Genomic DNA, 21643 nt, shown 5'->3' with positions numbered 1-21643 from the left:
GGACAGCAGGCGGACGATGGTCTTGCGCGTGTGCTTATGCGTTTCCACTGTCGACGATCCGGTAGATGGTTTGCGCGTACTGCCGAAGCTGGTCGAGGGCAACCCATTCGTCGGCACTATGGGCCTGGGCAATGTCCCCGGGGCCATAGACGAAGGACGTGAAGCCCGCCGCCGAGAACAGCGCCGATTCGGTCCAGAAGTCGACCGCGTTGCCGACGGGAATTTCGAGTTCGTCCGCGATATCGCGCGCGGCCAGGCGACGGGATTCCGCCGTGGCTGTGTCGCCCGCGGGCAACGAGTCGCCACGGAAGGTTTCACCGAACGCGACCGGATACGGCTCGACCAGCGTGCGGAAGGTTTCCAGCATCCGATCGGCGTCCATCGACGGCAGCGGACGGAAACCGAAGCGCACGTCAGCGGTAGGCGCGATGACATTCGCCTTGATCCCGCCTTCGACCTTGCCGATGTTGAAGCGCAGACCGGTAAGCCCGCCAAAGCGTTCGTGCGACTGATCCTGCACGAAGTCCAGCGCCGCCGCACCCCAGCGAATGGCCTGGTGAAGCGCGCTGTCCGAAGGCTTCTGCTCGCCCGACGCGTGACCCGCGCGGCCGCCGAAGCTCATCTGCACCGAATGGATGCCGCGATGCGCCAGCACCGCCTCGCCCTTCGTCGGTTCGGCGACGATGATGGCGGCGTAGTCGCGCGGCGTCTTCAGGAAGCCATCGATGCAACGCGCGTCGTTGGCTTCTTCATCCGTGGAAAGCAGCAACGCCATGTCGCCACTGGTGGCATTGGCTACCGCGACCAGCGCGGCCGCCGCGCCCTTGATGTCACAAGCGCCGAGGCCCACCGCGCGCTCGCCGTCCACACGCAGCTCGAACGGGCTGGCCGTCCAGTGCGGGGAGTCCGGCACGGTATCCATGTGTACGTTGAACAGATATTTCGGTTTGCCGCGCACGGCATACAGATTCACGGCACCGGCGCCGAAATCCGTCACTTGCACTTCGAACCCCGGCAGGGCCGAACGCAGATAGTCGAAGATCCCGCCGGTACCGATGGTTCGGGGCGGGTTGCGCGTATCGAACCCGACCAGCGCGCGCAGGTGGGTCAGCGTGTCTTCCAGTAACTTATTCATGAGGTTCCGTTTTGGGCGGCCAGCCTGGCCGCGTCCGTATAGACGTCCGGATGATAACGTTCCATCAGCGTTTCGGGTCGGCCTGGCGCCGCAAAACCGAGCGGCGCATACAGCGCATGGGCATTCGAGGTCGCCAGCATGAAACGACGCAGCCCCTGCAACGCGGGCCATGCCATCACCCCGGCCATCAGCGTCTTTGCATAGCCGCTTCCGCGATGCTCCGGCAACACGAACACGTCGACCAGATAGGCGAACGTCGCGTGATCGGTGACGACCCGCGCGAACGCGACCTGTTCCACACCGACGTAACCGCCGAAACAGATCGAATGCTCGATGGAACGTTCCACGGTTTCGCGCGGAATGCCCTTGGCCCAGGTGCTCTGGGTCGACAGGAAGGCATGCACGAGCCCGATATCGAGCTCGTGCTTATCCGCACTGACGCGAAGTTCGCTCATTTGCCGGACTGCCGATCGACCTCGGCCCAGACCGTGGAGCTCATACCGTAGAGCTTGATGAAGCCCTCGGCTTCGGCCACGCCCCAGTCGGCCGCCTGCGCATACGTTGCCTTCGACGTCTGCAGGATATTCTTCGACTCGACCTTCACTGCATACACCGAACCGCCGCGCGTTTCGATGATCACCGTACCGTCGACCTTGCGCTGCGTCGACACAAGATAGGCTTCCAGATCGGTCTTGACCGGATCGTTGAAGAAACCTTCGTAGGCAACCTCGGTCCACTTGCGGCCGATTTCCGGCTTGAAGCGATTCTGCTGCTTGCTGAGCACGGTTTCCTCAAGCGCACGATGCGCTGTGAGCAGGGCCGTCAGCGCGGGCGCCTCGAATACGATGCGCCCCTTGAGGCCGATGTTCGTATCGCCGGTATACATGCTGCGCCCCACGCCGTAGCGGGCCAGCTCGCGATTCAGGAACTGCAGGATATCCGGGCCGCTGGCCGGCTTGCCGTTCAGCGATACCGCATTGCCCTTCTCGAAGCCGAGCGTGATCTGCAGCGGATCCAGCGGCCATTCGCTACGCGGCGCGCACCAGCCGATGGCGCCCTCGCCCGGAATTTCCCATGCGTCGATTTCGCCGCCGGAGATGGTCACGCCGAGTACGTTCTCGTTGATCGTGTAGTGCTTGGTCTTGGCGCGGACTTCGAAGCCCTTGTCTTCGAGGTACTTCTGCTCGTACGCGCGGACCTGGGTGTGTTCGCGCTGGATTTCGCGGATCGGCGCGACGATGGTGTAGTCGCCCAGGGCCTTCACGGTCAGGTCGAAACGGACCTGGTCGTTGCCCATGCCCGTGCAGCCGTGCGCGAAGTATTTCGTGCCGAGTTCGTCGCAGCGCTTCAGCGATTCCTGCACGATCAGGTAACGATCCGACACCAGCAGCGGGTACTGGCCCTGATAGAACTCGCCAGCCCAGATCAGCGGCGTGACGAAGGTATCCCAGATCGCCTGCGCGGCATCGGCCGTGCGATGCGAGACGGCGCCCAGTTCGATGGCGCGCTGCTCGATGTACTCGCGTTCCTCGGCCGACACGCCACCGGTGTCGACGAAAACGGTATGGACGCTATAACCCTGCTCCATGAGGTAAGGCACGCAGAAGCTGGTGTCGAGGCCGCCGGAAAACGCGAGGACAATATCTTTGCTGGACATGGATGCTCCGGAAAAAAGTAAGTCGAAAATAGAAGTTGCGCGACGATCAGAAGCCGAGGCCGGACTTCCCGACCGGCGACTGCGAAATAAGCGAAGCCATGACCGCCTTCTGCACGTGCAGGCGGTTCTCTGCTTCGTCGATGGCGATACAGGCCGGGGAATCCATGACAGCATCGGTCGCTTTGATGTTGCGGCGAAGCGGCAGGCAGTGACTGAAGAGCCCCTTGTTCGTGAGCGCCATTTTGGCTTCGTCCACGATGAAGTGGCGATGGGCCTCGCGAATGGCCTTCTCTTCGTCCCAGCGGCCGAAGTACGGAATCGCACCCCAGCTCTTTGCATAGATCACGTCGGCGTCGCGATAGGACGCTTCGATGTCATGCGAGACCTGCAACGAACCGCCGTTCTCCCGGGCGTTGGCCTTCGCGAACGCCATATAGCGTTCATCGAGGATGTATTCGGGCGTCGGACACAGCAGCGTGACGTCCATGCCCATCTTCGTTGCGATCAGCAGCGCCGAGTTCGCCACGGCCGTGTTCAACGGCTTCGGATGGTACGTCCAGGTCAGCACGTACTTGCGGTTCTGCAGATTGCCCAGGTGCTCCTTCATAGCCAGCGCATGCGCCAGCTCCTGGCAGGGATGGGTGATGGTTTCGAGATTGATGACCGGCACCGTGGCGTACTGGGCGAAGGACTTCAGCACCTTGTCCTCGCGATCGACCGACCAGTCGACGAACTTCGGGAAAGCCCGCACGGCGATCAGATCCACATAGCGCGACAGCACCCGCGCCACTTCCGCGATGTGTTCCTCGGTGTCCCCGTCCATGACGCTGCCGACCTCGAACTCGATCGGCCACGCATCCTTGCCCGGCGACAGGACCACGGCATGACCGCCCAACTGGAACGCGCCCAGCTCGAAGCTGGTGCGGGTGCGCATCGAGGGGTTGAAGAACATCAGCGCGATGGATTTGCCGGCCAGTTGCTGACCTGCGGGCGAACGCTTGAACTCGGCGGCCTGCTCAAGCAGGGCGTCGATCTCGGCGCGGCTGTAATCCTGGGTGGAAAGGAAGTGGCGAACGGTCATGGCAATCCAGTTCGGGTCGGTAAGAGAGAAAAGTTAAGGGGCCAGAAACGAAAAAACCCGGCACTAAGCCGGGTTTTTAGTCGATACGGATGAAACGCGCGCGACAGCCTACCCGGCCATGTGTCCCATGTACGGTCGACGAGCACGCGAGGTCATTCCTGCGGCCATGCGGGCGCTGGTCAGAACATTCGCGGTGTAGACGGCGGTGGTCACAAGGATGGGCCTTGGAATCGAGAACCGGCATCATGCCGATATTTGTTGCGTCGCGCAACATGAAACCGCCGCCCCAAGGGGCGGCGGTGTTGTGGAACGGTCAGTCGGCGGGAGCGACGCTGACCCGGACCCGGAGGCGCTCGCCCGGATCGTAATTCAGGCGGGACACGTAGACTTCGCCGCGATAACGGTATTCGACGTCGTAACCGGCGATCCGGCGTTGCTCGGAGACCGAGCTGACGTCGCGGCAACGGGTTTCCGTGCCCTGATAGACGCGGTCGTCGCCACGGCTGACGTTATTGCCGACGGCGCCACCGGCCACGGCACCCACGACGGTGGCCGCCGTGCGGCCGTTGCCCTTGCCGACGGTGTTACCGAGCACGCCACCGACCACGGCGCCAAGGATAGTGCCGGCCGTGCTGCCGCTGCTCTGCTCGCGATGGACGACGGGCTGGTCATAGCATTCCTGACGGGGGGTTTCCACGCGGGCGACGCCGTAGACCGGATCGACGCGCAGGACGTCCGCCCAGCCGTAATGGGTGTTGTCGTCCTGAGGGGGCGACGGATAACGGGCATCCTGCGCACTGACGCCGGTGGCGATAAATGCGAGCAGGAACACAGGGATGAGCAGGCGGGACATGTAAGTACGACCTCCGAAGGCGCATTTCTTGCAGCGCTATAACTGCTATTTAGACAAATTCACGCTGAATCCACGCTTAGAGAACGCGGCAGCCGGCCTGACAGGCCTGTCAACCAATCGCCCCGATGTGCGTAAGTTCGGCTCCCGCGGGCGCGCGATGCTTGACTGGCTTGGTAATATCGGGGACTGGCCGACGACGGATTTCCGATGGCGATTTCGCTCTACAACACCCTGACACGCCGTACCGAGGCGTTCGTTCCCCAGGATCCGGACCGGGTGACGATGTATGTCTGTGGCCCCACGGTCTACAACTACATCCATATCGGGAACGCCCGCCCACCGGTCGTTTTCGACGTACTGGCGCGACTGCTGCGCCGGCACTACCCCCATGTGGTCTACGCCCGGAACATCACGGACGTCGACGACAAGATCAATGCCGCCGCCCGCGAGCTGGGCGTCGACATCTCGGTCATCACCGACCGCTACGCGCAGGCCTACCGCGACGACATGGCCGGACTGGGCGTCGCCCCGCCGGATATCGAGCCGCACGCCACCGACCATATTCCCCAGATCATCGCCATGATCGAGCGCCTGCTCGAAGGCGGCCACGCCTACGCAGCGGAGGGACACGTCCTGTTCGACGTCGCCTCGTACGCCCGCTACGGCGAGCTGTCGGGCCGCGACCCGGACGAGCTTCTGGCCGGCGCGCGCGTCGAGGTGGCACCGTACAAGAAAAATCCCGGCGACTTCGTGCTGTGGAAACCCTCCGGCGCCGACCTGCCCGGCTGGAACAGCCCGTGGGGCCGCGGCCGCCCGGGTTGGCACATCGAGTGCTCGGCCATGACCGAGGCGCACCTGGGCGAGACCATCGACATCCACGCCGGTGGCGTCGACCTCACCTTCCCGCACCACGAAAACGAAATCGCGCAAAGCACCTGCGCTCATGGCGGCAAGGTGTTCGCGCGCTACTGGCTGCACAACGGCATGCTGACCTTCGAAGGGCGCAAGATGTCCAAGTCGCTGGGCAATGTGCTCCAATTGCATGAACTCTTGCGCCAGCATCCGGCCGAAGCACTGCGCCTGATGCTGCTGCGCGGACATTACCGCCAGCCGCTCGACTGGTCGGACAACGCCATGACCCAGGCTGTGCGTACCCTGGACGGCTGGTACGGCGTCCTGCGGGACATGGCCGACGTCGAAGCGGAGGGCCAGATTCCTGCCGCCGTGGAAGCCGCGTTGTGCGACGACCTGAATACGCCGCAGGCGCTGGCCGAAATCTCCCAGCTCGCCGACGCCGCACGCCAGGCCAGCGAACCGGCCGCGCGCCGCGCCGCGAAAGCCGCCCTGCTGGGCGGCGCGGCACTGCTCGGCCTGCTGCAGCAGGAGCCCGAGACGTGGTTCAAGCAAGGCAACGATGGCGAAGCCGTGGACGCCGCCGCGATCGACGCGCTGCTGGAGGAACGCCGGGCTGCACGAGCCGCCCGCGATTTCGCCCGCTCCGACGCTATCCGCGACGAGCTGAAAGCGTTGGGCATCGCTATCGAGGACGGCGCCCAGGGCACGCGCTGGAGCGTGGTGAAGGCATGAACCCGCCCGTCGAAAAAACCGCAGCCGAAGCACAGGCGGCCATCGCCGAGGAATTCGCGTTCTTCAGCGACTGGACCGAGCGTTATCAGTACCTGATCGATCTGGGCCGCCAGCTGCCACCCTTCCCCCAGGAATGGAAAAACGAGGACAACCGCGTCCACGGCTGTCAGTCGATGGTCTGGCTGATTCCCAGCGGCGATCCGGGACACATGCATTTCGACGCGGCCAGCGATTCGGCCATCGTGTCGGGCCTGATCGCCCTCGTGCTGCGCGTCTATTCGGATCGTTCCGCCCGCGAGATCGTGGACACCGAACCCACCTTCATCGAGACCATCGGCCTCGCGAAGCATTTGTCGCCGACACGCTCGAACGGCTTGGCGGCGATGCTGGCCAAACTGAAGGCACAAGCGGCCTCGGCGCTGGCCTGATCGAGCTCGTTCGATCCGCGTCCCGTGAACTATCGAGGCATGCGTACCGCGGAATCGCGCAATGCGGACTCGCGCAGAACCTCGTCCAGGCCCGCCGTCTCTTCGGTGTCCAGTACGCTGTGCCCCGGGCGATGCATGCCCGTCGTCGAATCCGTGACCTCCGCGGTGCCGCCGTTGGTGTGATTCACGTCGGCAGGGGTATTTGTGCTCATAGTCCGTCCTTCGGGTTTCGGGCATCTTACCGATCGTTTCGCCCGATTGCGCGGGAAGTGGACGTGCCGTCGCAACGATAGCGGCTCGTGCTATTCGTGGCTTGGCCGCCTCACGCTTGTGCGTCGACGGTTTGCTGGGGGCAGAGCGCGAGCTAAGCAGGTGAGGGGACCGAGCCGGATGCGGCCATGACGGGTCATGCGTCACGCGCTGCTTTCCCCCACGTGACCGCAACACCCGGAAGAGCCGTCGGCCACCGCCCTCGACGCGACTTGCGGAACCGAGCGCGGCGGGCGGAAAAGGCCCGAAGGGGGCGGACCCGGACGGTCCGCCGTTTTCGCTGAGGCAGGAGCCGAATCGAAAACCCCCGCCCGCCGCGCGGGCGCGACGGGGCGCAGCCATAGAACACCAGCCGCGCAGCGGCTATCCCTCCCCGAGCGACGGTGGAGACGGAGCGTCGAGGGCGGTGGCCGACGGCTCTTCGCGAAGCGTCCCAGCGCTACGGCGAAAGCGATGGCGAAGCCGAGCCTTCCCCGACCATGCGTGAAGAACCAAAAAAAGCCCCGCCAGAGCGGGGCTTTCCTTTGTACTTATCGACTCGGCGAATCAGTCGCCCATCTGCTTCTGCAGATGTTCGCGACGTTCCTGCGCATCGAGCGACAGCGTAGCGATGGGACGGGCGTCGAGGCGGTCTACACCGATCTCTTCGTCTGTCTCTTCGCAGAAACCGTAGCGTCCTTCCTCGATCCGGCGCAGGGCCTTGTCGATCTTGGAAATCAGCTTGCGGTAACGGTCGCGCGTGCGCAGTTCGAGCGAGTTTTCGGTTTCGCGCGTGGCACGTTCGGCTTCGTCGCCAACGTCACGGACTTCCTCACGGAGGTTGTCCATCGTCTGACGCGATTCTTCGACCAGCTGATCGCGCCAGTCGCGCAGCTTGTTGCGGAAATAGGCGAGGTGACGAGGATTCATGTATTCCTCGTCCGCCTTCGGGCGATAGCCCTTGGGCAACTCGATCTGCGTCGTGGCGGGCAGTGCGTAACGCCCGTCTTCGCGGGTCACGCCGTTGTCGGCGGATTTTGAGGCAAGACTATTCATTCGTGATTGCGTGGACTTTTCGTTCTTGGAAGAAGAGCGGCTGGACACCGCGGACGCTGTCCGGGGTGGCGCAACGGCAACGGCGGACGCCATACGACCCGGTGTGGGTCTGACGACATCTTGCGCGACAGCGGTTTTTTTCACTGCCGGTGCGGGGGCCGCTTTGGGCGAGGCGGATGCCTGCTTTGGAGCGGCCGTCCTGGTAACGGGTGCTGCGGCTTTCCTGGGTGCCGGCTTGACGGCCTTGGCCGGTGCCTTTGTGGCGACTTTCTTTACCACCGCCTTCGTGGCGGCCTTCTTTGCCGGTGCGGCTGGCTTCGCGACCTTCGCCACGGGTTTCGCCGCAGGCTTGGGACGGGCCACCGGAACGGCCTTCTTCGCCGGAGCCTGCTTGGCCACGACTTTCTTTACCACGGCCTTCGCTGCCTTGACGGGCTTCGCAGGCGCTTTGCCGGCTACGGGCTTGACGGTCTTGACCGCCTTTTTCGCAGCCTTCGCTACGGGTCGAGCCGACGTCTTCGACGCGGGTTTGACGCTCTTCCCCCCGGAAGCGGCCGTACGGCCCTTTTTCGCGTCACCGGCCTTGGCACCACCTTTCCCGGCGGTTGCTTTGGCTACTACGGAACTACGAGCGGTTTTCGCCATATCCTTCACCTTAGTGGCCGTGGCGGCGGGGTGTTATAGCCCAGATGTGTTACCCCAGCAACCCATCTTCTGGAATACTTATAAACCTTAAAGGTTGCCGGCACCCTACCCGGCCAATACCGGATACCGTGGCCCGCCTCCTCATCTCCCTGCTCTCCCTCTATAAACGCTGGCTGAGTCCGCTGCTTGGACAACGCTGCCGGTTCCATCCATCCTGTTCCGATTATGCACGTGTTGCCATTGCACGCTTCGGTCCGATGCGTGGCATGGTCCTCGCCACCTGGCGCATCCTCCGGTGCCAGCCACTGTGTGAGGGTGGAGACGATCCCGTACCCGAACAATTTGTCCTGCGCCGCTGTGGCGCCCAAGGAGCACATTCGCATGACTGATGCCTGGCTGTTCAAGAACGCCGAAATGATCAACGAAGGCCGCCGCTGGATAGGCGATCTGCGCGTCCGGAACGGAAAAATCGAGACTATCGGCAAAGGACTGACAAGGATCGGTGACGAACAGGTGATCGACGCCAGCGGCCTGTGGCTGCTACCGGGGATGATCGACGACCAGGTGCATTTCCGCGAACCCGGCCTTACGGCCAAGGCGGACATCTACAGCGAGTCGCGCGCCTGCGCCGCCGGCGGCATCACCAGCTACATGGAAATGCCGAATACGAAGCCGCCCGCGCTGGACCGCGACTCGCTCGAAGCGAAGTACACGCGCGCCGCCGAAACCTCGGCCGTGAACTACGCGTTCTACCTCGGCGCCAGCAACGACAACCTCGAAGCCATCCGCACGCTCGACCCGAAATCCGCACCGGGCGTGAAGGTGTTCATGGGCGCGTCGACCGGCAACATGCTGGTCGACAACCCCGAAACGCTGGACGCCATCTTCCGCGACGTGCCCACGCCGATCATCACGCATTGCGAAGACACCCCGATGATCGACGCGAATCTCGCGAAGGCGCACGAGGTATACGGCGAGGATATCCCCGCCCGCGAGCACCCGCTGATCCGCTCGCGCGAGGCCTGCATCAAGTCCACGCGCCTGGCTATCGCGCTGGCGAAGAAGCACGGCACGCGTCTGCACGTGCTGCACATATCGACCGCCGACGAACTCGCCCTGTTCGAACCGGGTCCGATCGAAGGGAAGAAGATCACGGCCGAAACCTGCGTGCACTTCCTGCATTTCAGCGACGCCGATTACGAGAAACTCGGCTTCCTGATCAAGTGCAATCCCGCGATCAAAACGGCGAACGACCGCGAAGCGATTACCAAAGCGCTGGCCGAAGGCCGCATCGACGTGCTGGCGACGGATCATGCGCCGCACCTGCTCGAGGAAAAAGAGCAGAAGTACGACAAGGCACCGTCCGGCCTTCCGCTGGTGCAATTCGCCCTGCAGGCGGCGCTGGAACGCGTTCTCGAGGGCAAGCTGACGCTGGACCGCGTCGTGGAAGCCGTCTGCCACGCGCCAGCCAAGCTGTTCGATGTCGACAAGCGGGGCTTTCTCCGCGAAGGCTACGCGGCCGACCTGGTACTGGTCGATCCGGCGACCCCGCACACGGTCACCCGTGCGGAAGTGCTGTCCAAGTGCGGCTGGTCGCCGTTCGAAGGCACGACGTTCCGTACCAGCATCGCGTCGACCTTCGTCAACGGACAGCGGGTCTGGGACGGCAAGAAAGTCGACGATAGCGTGCGTGGACAGCGCCTGGCATTCGATCGTTGATGCACCGACATCTGATTGCGCTGCTCGCACTAGCGTTCAGCGCGACGGTCGCGGCCGCCGATCTGCCCTCGTCCGTGTCCCAGGGCGGTCTCGTCATGGGACACGCCGCCCCGGGCTCGCGCGTCAGCGTGGCTGGCAAAGCGGTTCGCGTGGGCGAAGATGGCACGTTCGTTTTTGGCGCCGGCCGCGATGAGGGTGGTCCCATCGAGGTCGCCATAACGGCGCCCGGCGAATCGACACAGCGTCAGCGGCTAACGGTCACGCCTCGCGACTGGCCCATCGAGCGCGTCGAAGGCGTGCCGCCGAAGACCGTGAACCCGCCGCCCGGGATCGCCGCACGCATCCAGCGCGAACAGGCTCTCGTCACCGCCGCGCGCAATCGCGACGATGATCGGGAAGATTTCGCGAAAGGGTTCATCTGGCCGGTGCAGGGACGCATCAGCGGGCGCTTCGGCAATCAACGCATCTATAACGGCGATCCCAAGGCACCGCACTCGGGCATGGATATCGCCGTGCCGCAGGGCACGCCGGTAAAGGCACCGGCACCGGGCATCGTGACATTCGCGGCACCCGACCTGTATCTGACCGGCGGCACCATCCTGCTCGACCACGGGTTTGGCCTGACCTCGAACTTTCTGCACCTGTCGCGCCTGGACGTGAAGGTGGGACAGCGTGTAACTCAAGGGCAGATCATCGGGGCGGCGGGCATGACCGGTCGCGCGACGGGGCCGCATGTGCACTGGGGGTTCAACTGGTTCGGGACGCGGCTGGATCCGTTGTTGCTGCCGGGGATCGGGCGTTAGGCCCCCACCCGTATCGTCGCTCATGCGCAGGCAGGGCCCAGTACGGTGCAACCGGTTATCGCAACAACGCTCATTCACGCTCTTAAGAGCGCAACCGTCAGCTATCGCCTACCTATGCGTTGTCGCCCTGGCCCCCTGCCTGCGCAGGGGCGACGGTGAGGGATAGACGCGTCGAAGGGTCGAATACGCCCCTCGACCGCATCGCGCGCCTAGCGCGCCTTGCTCGCAAACGCCACCGCATCGTGCGGATGCAGACTCTCGTGATGCGCAATGCGCACGTGGAAATCCGCGATACGCGCATCGGCGTCCAGCGTCTTCTGAATCCGCCGCGCCGCATCCTCGCAGAACATCAGATTACCGCCATTCGCCAGCGCGAATGCCTGCTCGTCCTCACGTTTCACCGCCGTCTGCACCGGCGTGCCCAGCGCGGATTCCACGCGATCGATCATGTCGATCAGCGGGAAGCCCTCGTCCGAAGCCGGCCGCACACGCAGCGTTGCAGTGCTGCGCTGGGCATGCGGTGTGGCGACGATGCCCTGCTCGCTGCCGAGCCACTTGAGGATCGTGTCGCGATCCAGCTCGCGGTCCGCCGGGAAGTTCTGGGCGAAGCGCTCCTGGATCAGCTGGCGCGACAGTGCAGCCGAAGCGGGACAGGTCGACGAATAGACAACGTCGGTCGTGATTTCCAGCGCGAAACGGTCGCCGGAAAGCGTGGCGTCCAGGGTGATCGGATACGCCCGCCAGCCGCTGTTGTCGCTGCGCAAGGCTCGGCGACGTACCAGATGCTCGAAGCGAATGGTGATGCGCGCATGGTCGGACAGATCCGCATGCGACGTAAGGAACGCCTGAAGGAGGGTCTTGAGACCGGCCGACGTAACGGTTTCCGAGGACAGATATTGTTCGACGAGAAGGTAAAGCCGCGACATATGGATGCCGCGGGCTTCGGGGCGGATCAGATTGACCCATGCGCCGACGCGGGCGCTGGTGTCGCGCACATCGCCGTCTCCGGCGTCGAAAGCGACGGGCATTTCCATGCCGTCCATGCCGACCCAGTCGAGCGTGCCGATGGCCAGCGCATGTTCCTGCGAGGCGACATCGGGCATGAGACGGGGGATGGAGTCGTGGATGTACATGTTCGTTCCTGATGAGTCCTGCCGGGCCTTCGGGCCGGCCTGCGTCACCGTTATGGGGCCAGCCCCCGACGGGTCAATGGTTGAGTGCGGGAAACGCTGCGTTTCGTTTCATTCGAGACGTCGACTGTCGCGGGCGGCGCGCCACGCGCGGAACGCCGTGGCCGGCCCCGTCCGCGATTGGCCGCGGTGTAGCGCCCCCATGGGCTCCGTAGCGCGCGCGGCCCCGCGAGCGATGGTCAGCGCCGTACGGCCTTCGAGGCCGCGAAACACGCTCAGAGGGCCATCCAGCGCCATCGCCTCGCTTAGGGCTGCGGCGATATCCGCCAACTGCGCACGCATCGCCTCGCGCCGCTCAGGCGTGTCCGACTTCATCTGCTGCCGGCTGAGACCATGCCGGGCCAGGCGCGACATCGGCAACGGCAGGCGCTCGTGGTCGGCATCCAGTTCCAGACGAGACAGCGAAAACAGCAGGTGCGACAACGTGGCCACCCGGACGGCTTTTTCGGCGGACGCATCGGAACCGTACCACCAGGCTGTTTCCAGTTCGGCCAGCGCGCCGTGCATGCCTCGGGCCGCCGCGACTTGCGCGGCGAAGTCCGAGGCCGTTCCCTGATCGATCTGTCCCATGGCGGCCAGCACAGGCGCGACCCAGCGCTCCGCCGGCACACGGCGGGCGCGGTCGCTGGACCACAGCAGCTTGGTCAGCGGATGCCGCCCGCCGCTGGCGGATGCGCCGGAAAGCTCCTCGGCCCACCAGTTGAGCTTGGCGGCCGCGACCTGCGGCTCGCGAATGCCGTACGCGGAGGCGATCAGTTCCTGCTCCAGCGCCGCCAGTGCCACATGCACGTCGCGCTCGGACGCGTCGACGAACGGCAGCGCGATACGCTGCTGCGGCTGGACGGCCAGCCATTTGTCCACGTAGCTCGAGATCGGACCCTCGCTCACGCGACCACTTCTCCCAGACCGAGCAAGGCGGCCAGTTCGGCCGGTGTATCGACCACGGCATCGGCACCCCAGCCATCCGGATCGCCGCCGTCGAGATAGCCCCAGCGAACCGCCACGGTGTACAGACCCGCGGCATGACCGGCGAGGATGTCACGCCGGTCGTCGCCGACGAACACGCAACGCGCCGGATCGACACCAGCCTGCTCGCAGGCATAAAGCACAGGAGCGGGATCGGGTTTCTTTACCGGCAACGTATCGCCGGAAACAACCGCTGCGGTGTTCCAGTGCGGAACGAGTCGCGGCAGCAGTGCATCGGTAAGGAAGCCCGGCTTGTTCGTGACGACGCCCCAGACGATACCGCGCGCGTCGAGTGCTTCCAGCATCGGTTCGATACCGTCGAACGCGACGGTATGCGAGGCCATCGACGCTTCGTAGATTTCCAGGTAACGCGGAACGCGGGCGAGCAGTGCCGCGTTATCGGCCTCGGGGAAAGCACACGACAACACAGCACGCGAACCGCGCGATACCACCGCGCGCACCGGCTCGTACGGCGGCGGCGCAACACCTTCTTCCGCGCACTGGATCACCAGCGAAGCGTAGAGATCCGGTGCACTGTCCAGCAGCGTGCCGTCCAGGTCGAAGAAGACGCCGGCCGGCGCGAACGCGGGCCGGCTCATGCGACCTTCCGTGCGCTGAGCACGTAGTTGACCGACGTGTTGCCGGTCAGTCGCGCATTGCGTGTGAGCGGGTTATACGCCAGCCCCTGGATGTCTTCGAGCTCCAGATCGAACCGGCGCAGCATGCCGGCCACTTCGGACGGCTTGAGGAACTGGGCGTAATGATGCGTACCGCGCGGCAGCAGGCGCATCAGATACTCCGCGCCGACGATGGCCGCGCCGAATGCCGCGGGCGTGCGATTCAGTGTCGACAGGAACAGCTGGCCGCCGGGCTTCAGCATGGCCGACAGGTCGTGCACCAGCGCGGCCGGATCGGGCACGTGCTCGATCAGTTCCATGCAGCAGACGACATCGAACGATGCGGATTCGGATTCGGCCAGATCCGACGAGGACTGCACACGGTAGTCGACGGAAAGCTCCGACTCGAACAGGTGCAGCTTCGCGATCTCGATCAGCTTGTCGCCGAGATCGATGGCCGTGACGTTCGCGCCGGCGCGTGCCAGCGCTTCGCTAAGCAGGCCGCCGCCGCAACCGACGTCGACGACACGTGCGCCGCGCAGCGAGGCGCGACCGGCGACATAGGCCGAACGCACCGGATTCAGATCGTGTAGCGGACGCGACTCGCCGTCGGGATCCCACCAGCGTGCGGCGAGTTTCTCGAAGCGCGCGATTTCTTCGGCGCTGACATTGGCGTTGGCTTGCATGGGAACCACCTCGTGCGGCAAGGAAGGGGCGCTTTCAGCGCGCCTGCCATTCGTGAATCGTCATCACCGATGAACCAGTGATGTGCAGCGGATCGGATTCGACCACCCGGGTAGCCGTGGCCATGTCCGGGGCGAGCAACAGGTATGCGCCACCCGAACGGTCCGCGAAAGGGCCGGTCATTTCGATCAGCCGCTGTTCTTTCAGGTCGGCCAGGAAAACCAGATGGGCTTCTGCCGCCGTCTGATCGAAGGTCGGCTTGCGCATGGCAAGCACCAGAAAACGCTTCAGGCCGGTATCGCTCATGCGACATCTCCCGCGGCGATGATCTCGCGCCAGCCTCGCGCTTTCGCGCGAATGGCATCCGTATCGATGCCGACGAGTTTCCTGTCGGCAAGCTTGCGCGTGCCGTCGATCCACACGTCGCTGACCTGATGGCGGCCCGCGGCATACACCAGCTGCGAGGCCACGTGATACAGCGGCTGGGTTTCGAGATCGTCAAGACGTATGGCCGCGAGATCGGCACGCTTGCCCACTTCGATGGAACCGACGCGGTCGCCCAGGCCCATGGCCTTCGCACCATTGAGCGTGGCCGCGCGCAGCGCATACGCGGCATCGAATGCCGCGGCGTCGCCGGCGACGGCTTTGGCGAGCAGAGCCGCGGTGCGCATCTCGCCGAACATGTCCAGATCGTTATTCGACGCGCAGCCATCAGTGCCGATGGCAACGTTGACGCCCGCGACACGCAGCTTTTCGGCCGGGCAGAAACCCGATGCCAGCTTGAGGTTCGACTCGGGGCAATGCACGACCGAGACACCCGCGGCGGCGCATGCGGCGATCTCGCCGTCGGTCAGCTGCGTCATGTGCACGGCGATCAGGCGTTCGTTGACGATGCCCAACTGCTGCAGGCGCTGGAACGGGCGGATGCCGTGATCGCGGATGCTTTCCTCGACTTCCTGCGCGGTCTCGTGCGTATGCAGGTGCACCGGAATGTCGAGCTGGTCGGAGAGCATGCGGATGCGCTCGAAGCTCTCGTCCGCAACGGTGTACGGCGCATGCGGCACGAACGACGTCGTCAGCAGTGCTTCGCCGATCAGGTCGTCGTGCACCTGCTCGGCACGAGCGAAGTACTCGTCGCGCGTCTTCGCCCAGGGGCTGGGGAATTCGATGACGGGCAGACCGACCACGGCGCGGAAACCCATGCGGCGGTACGTCGCCGCGATCACGTCGGGAAAAAAGTAGTTTTCGTTGGCGCAGGTCGTGCCGCCACGAATCATTTCGGCGACCGCCAGTTCCACGCCGTCGCGAATGAAGTCCGGACCCATGACGCGGCCTTCGGCCGGCCAGATATGCTGGGTGAGCCAGGTCATCAGCGGCAGATCGTCCGCCAGACCGCGCATCAACGTCATCGGGTTATGCGTATGCGCATTGATGAGACCGGGGATCAGCGCATGCTCGGAAAGCTCTACGCGCTCACGCGGCGCATACGCGGCGCGCGCATCGGCGATGGGCAGGATCGCCTTGATTTCGCCACCGTCGATGGCAACGGCGTGATCGTCGAGTACGACGGCATGCGGTTCGACCGGGACGACCCAGCGTGCTTCGATAAGCAGGTCGATAACGGTGGGACTCGAATTCATGGACGCCTCGGGAAAGTGGAGAAAAGTGCCGGGGCCCGGAAAACCCCTATAAAGAATCGGCACGGTGCCCAGGGGGCAGCCGTGCCGATCGATGTATCGAACGCCTGCGCCTTACTTACTTGACGCGGCTGTCGTACTCGCCGGTGCGGGTATCGACCTTGATGATCTCGTCCTGGTTCACGAACAGCGGGACGCGGACCACGGCACCGGTTTCGAGGGTGGCCGGCTTGCCGCCACCGCCCGAGGTGTCGCCACGGACGCCCGGATCGGTCTCGGTGATCTTCAGCTCGACGAACTTCGGCGGCTGCACGGCGATGATCTGGGTGCCGTTGAACAGCGTGATCACGCACTCCTCGTCGCCCTTGAGCCACTTCCATGCGTCGCCCATGGCGCCGAGCGCTGCCCGGTACTGCTCGAACGTCTCGGTGTGCATGAAGATCCATTCGCGCTCGTTACCGATACCTTCGATGTACGAGAACGACGCATCGGTATCGACGGCGTCGGCTTCCTCGTAGCTGTCGCTGGACTTCAGCGTCTGCTCGGTGGTGCGGCCATCCTTCAGATTGCGGATGCGGATGCGGGTGAACGCCTGGCCCTTGCCCGGCTTGACGAATTCGGCTTCGGTGATGAGCCACGGATCGCCGTTGTGAAGGATCTTCTTGCCCGTTTTGACATCATTGAGGCCAAGGGTCGCCATGCGCTATCTGCTCCAGAGGTAAATCCGCCGCGTTCGGCGGTTAAAATGGGGGCTGTCGCGGGTCCGATCGCCCGCTCAAGGCCGCTCATGATAACCGTAAGCCCCAGCCCCCGCCTATCTCGTCCGGCTTGCACCGACTGGCGCGAGGCCTGGCGCGCCTCAGTTACCGATCCGGCCGAGCTGCTGGCCCTGGTCGGTCTGCCGGAATTGGCTGCCCGCCTGCCGGAGGACAACGCCGGATTCGCCCTGCGCGTCCCTCGGGGTTTCGTGGCCCGCATGCGCCAGGGCGATGCCCGCGATCCGCTGCTGCTTCAGGTATTGCCGCAGCTGGCCGAGCTGGACGCCGCGGAAGGCTTCGTGCGCGATGCGGTGGGCGACCTGGACGCGAAGGCGGCCCATGGCATGCTGCACAAATACGATGGCCGCGCTCTGCTCATCGCCAGCGGCAGCTGCGCCATCCATTGCAGGTACTGCTTCCGCCGGCATTTCCCGTACGGCGACGAGATCGCTGCTGCCGGCCAGTGGCGGGACGCCCTGGCGCACGTCCGGGACGACAGCTCGATCCGCGAGCTGATTCTCTCCGGTGGCGACCCGCTGGCCCTGGCGACGCATAAGCTCACGGAGCTGACCGACGGACTGGCCGGCATTCCCCACGTCGTACGACTGCGCATTCACACACGCCTGCCCGTGGTGCTACCCGAGCGGATCGACGACGCATTCATCGACTGGCTGAGCGGCCTCCCCTTGCAGAAAGTGGTGGTCCTGCACGCCAATCACGCACGTGAATTCGATGCCAGCGTCGACGACGCCTGCGCCCGCCTGCGCGCGGCCGGCGTTACCCTCCTCAACCAGGCGGTACTCCTGCGCGGCATCAACGACGACGTGACGACCCAGGTCGCCCTTGCCGAGCGCTCGTTCGCGGCGGGCGTGCTCCCGTATTACCTGCACCAGCTGGATCGCGTGGCCGGCGCGGCGCATTTCGAAGTCTCCGACGAGGACGCCCTGGCGTTGATGGACGGGATGCGCAGCATCCTGCCCGGCTATCTGGTCCCGCGTCTCGTACGGGAACTTCCCGGCGAGTCATCGAAGCGCCCTGTCGTCGCCCGGGCGCGCTAGTATGTAAATTCGGTGGATGGATCTGGATCAGATCGACCGCAGGGGGCGGCCCGACAAGGGTCGTGGGGGCAAGGCTCTGGCAAGTGAACACATGAAACACGACAACGTGATCAAGATCCTTTTCATCGAAGACTCGGTGGAAGATGCCGAGCAACTGATCAACATTCTCCGCAACGGCGGTATCGCGGTAAGACCCGCCCGTGTTACCACGCTCGCCGAGCTGCAATCCAGCCTCGACGAGTTCGCGCCCGACCTGGTCATGCTCAATCCGGATGTCGCCGGCATAAACGCGGCCGATGTCGCCCGCCAGCTCGATGCTAGCGGCCGCGACCTTGCGCTGCTTGGTGTCATCCCCAGTCTGACCGACCAGCTCGTCGGCGACCTGTTCGCCAGCGGTACGCGCGGCGTGGCGCTACGCACTCGTCCCGCCCAGGTGCTGGCTGTCGTCCAGCGCGAATTCGAAGCGCTGACCACCCGTCGACAGGTACGCAAGCTGGAAACCTCGCTGCGCGAATCCGAGCGTCGCTGCGATGCGCTGCTCGATTCGTCGCGCGACGCCATCGCGTACGTACACGAAGGCATGCACGTCAGGGTCAATCAGGCCTATCTCGAAACCTTCGGATTCGACGATTTCGACGACATACTCGGCCTGCCCATTCTCGATCTCATCTCCGTCGCGCAGGCCGACGAATTCAAGGCGCTTCTGCGTGGCCTGTCGCGCGGCGACAAGCCACCCTCGCCCATCGATCTCCAGGCGCGCCGCGCCGAAGGCGGCACGTTCAAGGCCAGCGTCGAATTCGCGCACGCCACCTTCGAAAACGAACCCTGCCTGCAGATCGTATTCCGCCAGCAGACGGTCGACCCGGCGCTGGTCGCCCAGTTGCAACGCGATCCCGTCACGGGCCTGTTCAATCGCGCACGGACGCTCGCGCACATCGACGAGGCCATCGCCGCCGCGGCCGGCGGTCAGGACGGCCAGGCCGTGCTGCTCGTCGAACCGGACAACTGGAAGGACATCGTCGGCAACATCGGCATCGGTCAGGCCGACAGTCTGTTTGCCGCCATTGCGAGGAAGGTCAGCGATGCCATCGGCGAGGAAGACATCGCCGGCGTGCTGGGCGACCACACACTGGGACTGATCCTGGCCCACCGCAACGATCTCGAGCACGCGGCACTGACCGAGCGCCTGCGCGCCGCGGTTGCCGAAAGCATCTTCGATGCAGGCGTGCTCTCCCTTACGATCACACTCACCGTCGGCGGCACGCTGCTGGCCGAGAAGAACGCGAATACCGAAACCGTACTCGGACAGGCGGGTACGGCGCTACGCAACGCCCAGAACCAGGGCGGCAACCGCGTCGAAATTCACGATCCCAGCGCACGCGAGAAGGCGGATGCCGAACGCGAGCAGTACTGGCTCGATCTCGTCCGCGAAGCGCTGGACAGCGACGGCTTGCGCCTCTACCACCAGCAGATCATCAGTCTGCAGGACGCATCCGGCGAGTTCTACGAAATCCTGGTGCGCATGCGTGGTCCGAAGGGCGACGTCTTGCCTTCGTACTTCCTGCCCGTCGCCGAACGCAACGGCTTGCTCCCGGCCATCGACCGCTGGGTACTCGGTCACGCGATCGACGCGCTCGCCCATCGCGAGAAAGACGGCCTGACGACCACGTACTTCGTGAAGATCACTCTGCAGTCGATGCAGGAACCGGATCTCCTGACCTGGCTGCAGCGCCGCCTGGAAACCGCAAAGCTCCGCCGGAGCACGCTGGTTATCGAAATGCCGGAAACGAAAGTGCTCACCAGCCTTCGTCCCGTGCAGGAATTCGTTTCCGGCTGGCGCAAGGTAGGCGGCAAGTTCGCCCTGGAACAGTTCGGCTCGGGTCTCAACTCGTTCCAGTTGCTGAATCACGTCGAGGCGGACTTCCTCAAGATCGACCGCAGCTTCATGACCGAACTGCCGCAGCATCCTGAAAATCAGAAGAAGATCGCCGAAATTTGCAAGGAAGGCCACGCCTCCGGCAAGCAAACGGTGGCCGAATGGGTCGAGGACGCGGCGAGTACTTCGCTGCTTTTCGCCTGCGGGGTCGACTTCGTGCAAGGCAACTTCCTGCAGGAGCCCGCAAAAGTGCTGGCCGAGGAATATTCGACGGTCTGACCGGGGCCAGCTCACCCTGCGCTGCGCCATTCGTAGGAGTCCGCTTGCGGGTTCCTACACGAGGGCTAGTGCGTAGTCGCCGCAAATCGCAGGCATGAAAAAGCCCGCGAACCGAAGTTCGCGGGCCCTTCGTACTGCATACCGCGCCTTATTACTGCTTCGCGGCGGCGGCAGCGGCCTGCTTCGCAACCTTGGCGGCAGCGGCAGCGGCGATGTCTTCCTTGATGCGGGCAGCCTTGCCTTCCAGACCACGTAGGTAGTACAGCTTCGCGCCGCGAACCTTACCCTTACGCTTCACTTCGACCGAGTCGATAGCGTGGCTGTGCGACTGGAACACGCGCTCGACGCCCGTGCCGTGCGAGATCTTGCGCACGGTGAAAGCGGAGTGCAGGCCACGGCTACGCTTGGCGATGACGACACCCTCGAACGCCTGAACGCGCTCGCGAGTACCTTCCTTAACCTTCACATTGACGATCACTGTGTCGCCAGGACCGAAATCCGGCAGCTGGCGGATGATCTGCTCGGCTTCGAACTGTTGGAGAAGTTTGTTCATGGCACACCTGTCAATTTTTGTTACGGCGGCCGTTGTCGGCCGCACCGTTTAGCCGCGTATATTCACGGCGAAATTCATCCAGCAATGCACGCGATTCGTCATCGAGCGCACGCTGCGTGAGCAAGTCCGGCCGGCGCAGCCAGGTTCGACCTAGCGACTGCTTGTGACGCCAGCGGCGAATGGCCGCGTGGTCGCCGGAAAGCAGCACCTCCGGCACGCCGCCCCATACATCGTGATGTACGGGCCGGGTGTAATGCGGGCAATCCAGAAGACCGTCCGAGAACGAATCCTGCTGGGCGGACTGCGCGTCGTTCAACGCACCGTCCTGAAGACGACCTACCGCATCGATGATCACCGCTGCGCCAAGTTCCCCGCCAGACAGCACATAATCGCCGATAGAGAGCTCCTCGTCGACCTCATGCTGCAGCAGGCGTTCGTCCACGCCCTCGTAACGTCCACAAATCAGGGCGACCCGCGGCGTTTTCGCCAGCGCTTCTACCCTAGCCTGTGTCAGCCTCGCACCTTGCGGACTGAGATAAATCACATGCACCGGTTCCGGTGCCGCCTCCCGCACGGCCGCAAGGGTCGCGCGCAAAGGATCGATCAGCATCACCATGCCCGGTCCGCCACCGAAAGGGCGGCCGTCCACAGTGCGGTAGTTGTCGGTTGCGTAGTCGCGGGGATTCCAGGTTTCCACCTGAAGAAGCCCGCGTTGCTGCGCCCGGCCAACCACCCCGACATCGGCCGACTGGCGGACGAAATCGGGAAAAAGCGTAACGACGTCGAAGCGCATGATCCTCAACCCACCTGCG

At 64.3% G+C, this 21643-nt stretch carries 23 protein-coding genes; 7 read left to right on the top strand and 16 right to left on the bottom strand.

The features are described 5' to 3' along the window. Nucleotides 1–34 precede the first annotated feature (34 nt). From AC3IR3_RS06830 to AC3IR3_RS06810, 5 genes are all read right to left on the bottom strand, one after another. The gene (locus AC3IR3_RS06830; RefSeq protein ID WP_489196187.1) at nucleotides 35–1135 is read right to left on the bottom strand and encodes an acetylornithine deacetylase; all 1101 of its coding nucleotides are present in this window, start codon (nucleotides 1133–1135) and stop codon (nucleotides 35–37) included. Then, a complete protein-coding gene (locus AC3IR3_RS06825; protein ID WP_489196186.1) occupies nucleotides 1132–1590 on the bottom strand; it encodes a GNAT family N-acetyltransferase in 459 nt (152 codons plus the stop codon). Before AC3IR3_RS06825 ends, AC3IR3_RS06830 begins: the two co-directional genes overlap by 4 nt. After that, the gene (locus AC3IR3_RS06820) at nucleotides 1587–2792 is read right to left on the bottom strand and encodes an argininosuccinate synthase (protein ID WP_489196185.1); all 1206 of its coding nucleotides are present in this window, start codon (nucleotides 2790–2792) and stop codon (nucleotides 1587–1589) included. Before AC3IR3_RS06820 ends, AC3IR3_RS06825 begins: the two co-directional genes overlap by 4 nt. A 46-nt stretch (nucleotides 2793–2838) precedes the next feature. Beyond that, nucleotides 2839–3873 (bottom strand): N-acetylornithine carbamoyltransferase, encoded by a 1035-nt coding sequence (locus tag AC3IR3_RS06815; RefSeq protein ID WP_489196184.1) that lies wholly within the window; start codon nucleotides 3871–3873, stop codon nucleotides 2839–2841. A gap of 313 nt (nucleotides 3874–4186) precedes the next feature. Next, nucleotides 4187–4726, bottom strand: a complete 540-nt coding sequence (locus AC3IR3_RS06810; protein WP_489196183.1) for a glycine zipper 2TM domain-containing protein — start codon at nucleotides 4724–4726, stop codon at nucleotides 4187–4189. Nucleotides 4727–4933: 207 nt separating this feature from the next. Here AC3IR3_RS06810 and cysS point away from each other — a divergent pair, with 207 nt between their 5' ends. Together cysS and AC3IR3_RS06800 are read left to right on the top strand one after the other, a co-directional pair. Next, nucleotides 4934–6313, top strand: coding sequence for a cysteine--tRNA ligase (gene cysS / locus AC3IR3_RS06805; protein WP_489196182.1), 1380 nt, complete (start codon nucleotides 4934–4936; stop codon nucleotides 6311–6313). Further along, nucleotides 6310–6741, top strand: coding sequence for a SufE family protein (locus AC3IR3_RS06800; protein ID WP_489196181.1), 432 nt, complete (start codon nucleotides 6310–6312; stop codon nucleotides 6739–6741). The genes cysS and AC3IR3_RS06800 overlap by 4 nt, the downstream gene beginning before the upstream one ends. 29 nt (nucleotides 6742–6770) lie before the next feature. Here the strand turns inward: AC3IR3_RS06800 and AC3IR3_RS06795 are convergent, their stop codons facing one another. Both AC3IR3_RS06795 and dksA read right to left on the bottom strand, forming a co-directional pair. Next, the gene (locus AC3IR3_RS06795; protein ID WP_132141241.1) at nucleotides 6771–6953 is read right to left on the bottom strand and encodes a hypothetical protein; all 183 of its coding nucleotides are present in this window, start codon (nucleotides 6951–6953) and stop codon (nucleotides 6771–6773) included. Between the two features lie 604 nt (nucleotides 6954–7557). Beyond that, on the bottom strand, nucleotides 7558–8691 hold the full coding sequence (gene dksA, locus AC3IR3_RS06790) for an RNA polymerase-binding protein DksA (protein WP_489196180.1): 1134 nt from the start codon (nucleotides 8689–8691) through the stop codon (nucleotides 7558–7560). A 128-nt stretch (nucleotides 8692–8819) separates the two neighbouring features. Between dksA and yidD the strand changes: the two genes are divergently transcribed. The 3 genes from yidD to AC3IR3_RS06775 are packed head-to-tail and all read left to right on the top strand — an operon-like array spanning nucleotide 8820 to nucleotide 11213. Next, the gene (yidD, locus tag AC3IR3_RS06785) at nucleotides 8820–9080 is read left to right on the top strand and encodes a membrane protein insertion efficiency factor YidD (protein ID WP_489196179.1); all 261 of its coding nucleotides are present in this window, start codon (nucleotides 8820–8822) and stop codon (nucleotides 9078–9080) included. Continuing rightward, on the top strand, nucleotides 9073–10410 hold the full coding sequence (locus AC3IR3_RS06780) for a dihydroorotase (protein ID WP_489196178.1): 1338 nt from the start codon (nucleotides 9073–9075) through the stop codon (nucleotides 10408–10410). The genes yidD and AC3IR3_RS06780 overlap by 8 nt, the downstream gene beginning before the upstream one ends. Further along, complete coding sequence (locus AC3IR3_RS06775; RefSeq protein ID WP_489196177.1) at nucleotides 10410–11213, top strand: M23 family metallopeptidase; 804 nt, start codon at nucleotides 10410–10412, stop codon at nucleotides 11211–11213. The genes AC3IR3_RS06780 and AC3IR3_RS06775 overlap by 1 nt, the downstream gene beginning before the upstream one ends. Before the next feature lie 209 nt (nucleotides 11214–11422). On the opposite strand, the gene folE2 is transcribed toward AC3IR3_RS06775, so the two are convergent. From folE2 to efp, 7 genes are all read right to left on the bottom strand, one after another. Then, nucleotides 11423–12346 carry a GTP cyclohydrolase FolE2 gene (folE2, locus tag AC3IR3_RS06770; RefSeq protein ID WP_489196176.1) on the bottom strand — a complete coding sequence of 308 codons (924 nt, stop codon included), beginning with the start codon at nucleotides 12344–12346 and terminating at the stop codon, nucleotides 11423–11425. 108 nt (nucleotides 12347–12454) lie between these two features. Further along, nucleotides 12455–13291, bottom strand: a complete 837-nt coding sequence (locus tag AC3IR3_RS06765) for a squalene/phytoene synthase family protein (protein ID WP_489196175.1) — start codon at nucleotides 13289–13291, stop codon at nucleotides 12455–12457. Beyond that, nucleotides 13288–13968, bottom strand: coding sequence for a phosphoglycolate phosphatase (gene gph / locus AC3IR3_RS06760; RefSeq protein WP_489196174.1), 681 nt, complete (start codon nucleotides 13966–13968; stop codon nucleotides 13288–13290). The genes AC3IR3_RS06765 and gph overlap by 4 nt, the downstream gene beginning before the upstream one ends. Continuing rightward, nucleotides 13965–14672, bottom strand: a complete 708-nt coding sequence (ubiG, locus tag AC3IR3_RS06755) for a bifunctional 2-polyprenyl-6-hydroxyphenol methylase/3-demethylubiquinol 3-O-methyltransferase UbiG (protein WP_489196173.1) — start codon at nucleotides 14670–14672, stop codon at nucleotides 13965–13967. Before ubiG ends, gph begins: the two co-directional genes overlap by 4 nt. A gap of 34 nt (nucleotides 14673–14706) precedes the next feature. Then, nucleotides 14707–14976, bottom strand: coding sequence for a YciI family protein (locus tag AC3IR3_RS06750; protein ID WP_489196172.1), 270 nt, complete (start codon nucleotides 14974–14976; stop codon nucleotides 14707–14709). Further along, nucleotides 14973–16310: a TRZ/ATZ family hydrolase gene (locus tag AC3IR3_RS06745; RefSeq protein ID WP_489196171.1), complete on the bottom strand. Its 1338-nt coding sequence runs from the start codon at nucleotides 16308–16310 to the stop codon at nucleotides 14973–14975. The genes AC3IR3_RS06750 and AC3IR3_RS06745 overlap by 4 nt, the downstream gene beginning before the upstream one ends. Nucleotides 16311–16425: 115 nt before the next feature. Beyond that, nucleotides 16426–17007: an elongation factor P gene (gene efp, locus AC3IR3_RS06740; RefSeq protein WP_132141230.1), complete on the bottom strand. Its 582-nt coding sequence runs from the start codon at nucleotides 17005–17007 to the stop codon at nucleotides 16426–16428. Nucleotides 17008–17094: 87 nt separating this feature from the next. Between efp and epmB the strand changes: the two genes are divergently transcribed. Together epmB and AC3IR3_RS06730 are read left to right on the top strand one after the other, a co-directional pair. Further along, nucleotides 17095–18123: an EF-P beta-lysylation protein EpmB gene (epmB, locus tag AC3IR3_RS06735; protein WP_489196170.1), complete on the top strand. Its 1029-nt coding sequence runs from the start codon at nucleotides 17095–17097 to the stop codon at nucleotides 18121–18123. 91 nt (nucleotides 18124–18214) lie between these two features. Beyond that, the gene (locus tag AC3IR3_RS06730; RefSeq protein WP_489196169.1) at nucleotides 18215–20278 is read left to right on the top strand and encodes an EAL domain-containing response regulator; all 2064 of its coding nucleotides are present in this window, start codon (nucleotides 18215–18217) and stop codon (nucleotides 20276–20278) included. A 151-nt stretch (nucleotides 20279–20429) separates the two neighbouring features. On the opposite strand, the gene rplS is transcribed toward AC3IR3_RS06730, so the two are convergent. Both rplS and trmD read right to left on the bottom strand, forming a co-directional pair. After that, nucleotides 20430–20831, bottom strand: a complete 402-nt coding sequence (gene rplS, locus AC3IR3_RS06725) for a 50S ribosomal protein L19 (RefSeq protein ID WP_132141227.1) — start codon at nucleotides 20829–20831, stop codon at nucleotides 20430–20432. A 10-nt stretch (nucleotides 20832–20841) separates the two neighbouring features. Then, nucleotides 20842–21624, bottom strand: coding sequence for a tRNA (guanosine(37)-N1)-methyltransferase TrmD (gene trmD, locus AC3IR3_RS06720; RefSeq protein ID WP_132141226.1), 783 nt, complete (start codon nucleotides 21622–21624; stop codon nucleotides 20842–20844). Between the last annotated feature and the right edge of the window lie 19 nt (nucleotides 21625–21643).

The organism is Luteibacter sp. GL_149 (assembly GCF_057834065.1).
Note: the sequence above shows the minus strand (reverse complement) of the source record. Positions and strands in the feature narration are given on the sequence as shown.

Excerpts from the sequence above, each read along its gene's own strand:
- efp (WP_132141230.1), bottom strand. The coding sequence starts at position 17,007 with ATGGCGACCCTTGGCCTCAATGATGTCAAAACGGGCAAGAAGATCCTT.
- AC3IR3_RS06750 (WP_489196172.1), bottom strand. The coding sequence starts at position 14,976 with ATGAGCGATACCGGCCTGAAGCGTTTTCTGGTGCTTGCCATGCGCAAG.
- cysS (WP_489196182.1), top strand. The coding sequence starts at position 4,934 with ATGGCGATTTCGCTCTACAACACCCTGACACGCCGTACCGAGGCGTTC.
- AC3IR3_RS06800 (WP_489196181.1), top strand. The coding sequence starts at position 6,310 with ATGAACCCGCCCGTCGAAAAAACCGCAGCCGAAGCACAGGCGGCCATC.
- folE2 (WP_489196176.1), bottom strand. The coding sequence starts at position 12,346 with ATGTACATCCACGACTCCATCCCCCGTCTCATGCCCGATGTCGCCTCG.
- trmD (WP_132141226.1), bottom strand. The coding sequence starts at position 21,624 with ATGCGCTTCGACGTCGTTACGCTTTTTCCCGATTTCGTCCGCCAGTCG.
- ubiG (WP_489196173.1), bottom strand. The coding sequence starts at position 14,672 with ATGCAAGCCAACGCCAATGTCAGCGCCGAAGAAATCGCGCGCTTCGAG.
- gph (WP_489196174.1), bottom strand. The coding sequence starts at position 13,968 with ATGAGCCGGCCCGCGTTCGCGCCGGCCGGCGTCTTCTTCGACCTGGAC.
- AC3IR3_RS06820 (WP_489196185.1), bottom strand. The coding sequence starts at position 2,792 with ATGTCCAGCAAAGATATTGTCCTCGCGTTTTCCGGCGGCCTCGACACC.
- AC3IR3_RS06795 (WP_132141241.1), bottom strand. The coding sequence starts at position 6,953 with ATGAGCACAAATACCCCTGCCGACGTGAATCACACCAACGGCGGCACC.
- AC3IR3_RS06830 (WP_489196187.1), bottom strand. The coding sequence starts at position 1,135 with ATGAATAAGTTACTGGAAGACACGCTGACCCACCTGCGCGCGCTGGTC.
- AC3IR3_RS06775 (WP_489196177.1), top strand. The coding sequence starts at position 10,410 with ATGCACCGACATCTGATTGCGCTGCTCGCACTAGCGTTCAGCGCGACG.
- AC3IR3_RS06815 (WP_489196184.1), bottom strand. The coding sequence starts at position 3,873 with ATGACCGTTCGCCACTTCCTTTCCACCCAGGATTACAGCCGCGCCGAG.
- AC3IR3_RS06745 (WP_489196171.1), bottom strand. The coding sequence starts at position 16,310 with ATGAATTCGAGTCCCACCGTTATCGACCTGCTTATCGAAGCACGCTGG.
- AC3IR3_RS06730 (WP_489196169.1), top strand. The coding sequence starts at position 18,215 with ATGAAACACGACAACGTGATCAAGATCCTTTTCATCGAAGACTCGGTG.
- AC3IR3_RS06780 (WP_489196178.1), top strand. The coding sequence starts at position 9,073 with ATGACTGATGCCTGGCTGTTCAAGAACGCCGAAATGATCAACGAAGGC.
- rplS (WP_132141227.1), bottom strand. The coding sequence starts at position 20,831 with ATGAACAAACTTCTCCAACAGTTCGAAGCCGAGCAGATCATCCGCCAG.
- AC3IR3_RS06825 (WP_489196186.1), bottom strand. The coding sequence starts at position 1,590 with ATGAGCGAACTTCGCGTCAGTGCGGATAAGCACGAGCTCGATATCGGG.
- AC3IR3_RS06810 (WP_489196183.1), bottom strand. The coding sequence starts at position 4,726 with ATGTCCCGCCTGCTCATCCCTGTGTTCCTGCTCGCATTTATCGCCACC.
- dksA (WP_489196180.1), bottom strand. The coding sequence starts at position 8,691 with ATGGCGAAAACCGCTCGTAGTTCCGTAGTAGCCAAAGCAACCGCCGGG.
- epmB (WP_489196170.1), top strand. The coding sequence starts at position 17,095 with ATGATAACCGTAAGCCCCAGCCCCCGCCTATCTCGTCCGGCTTGCACC.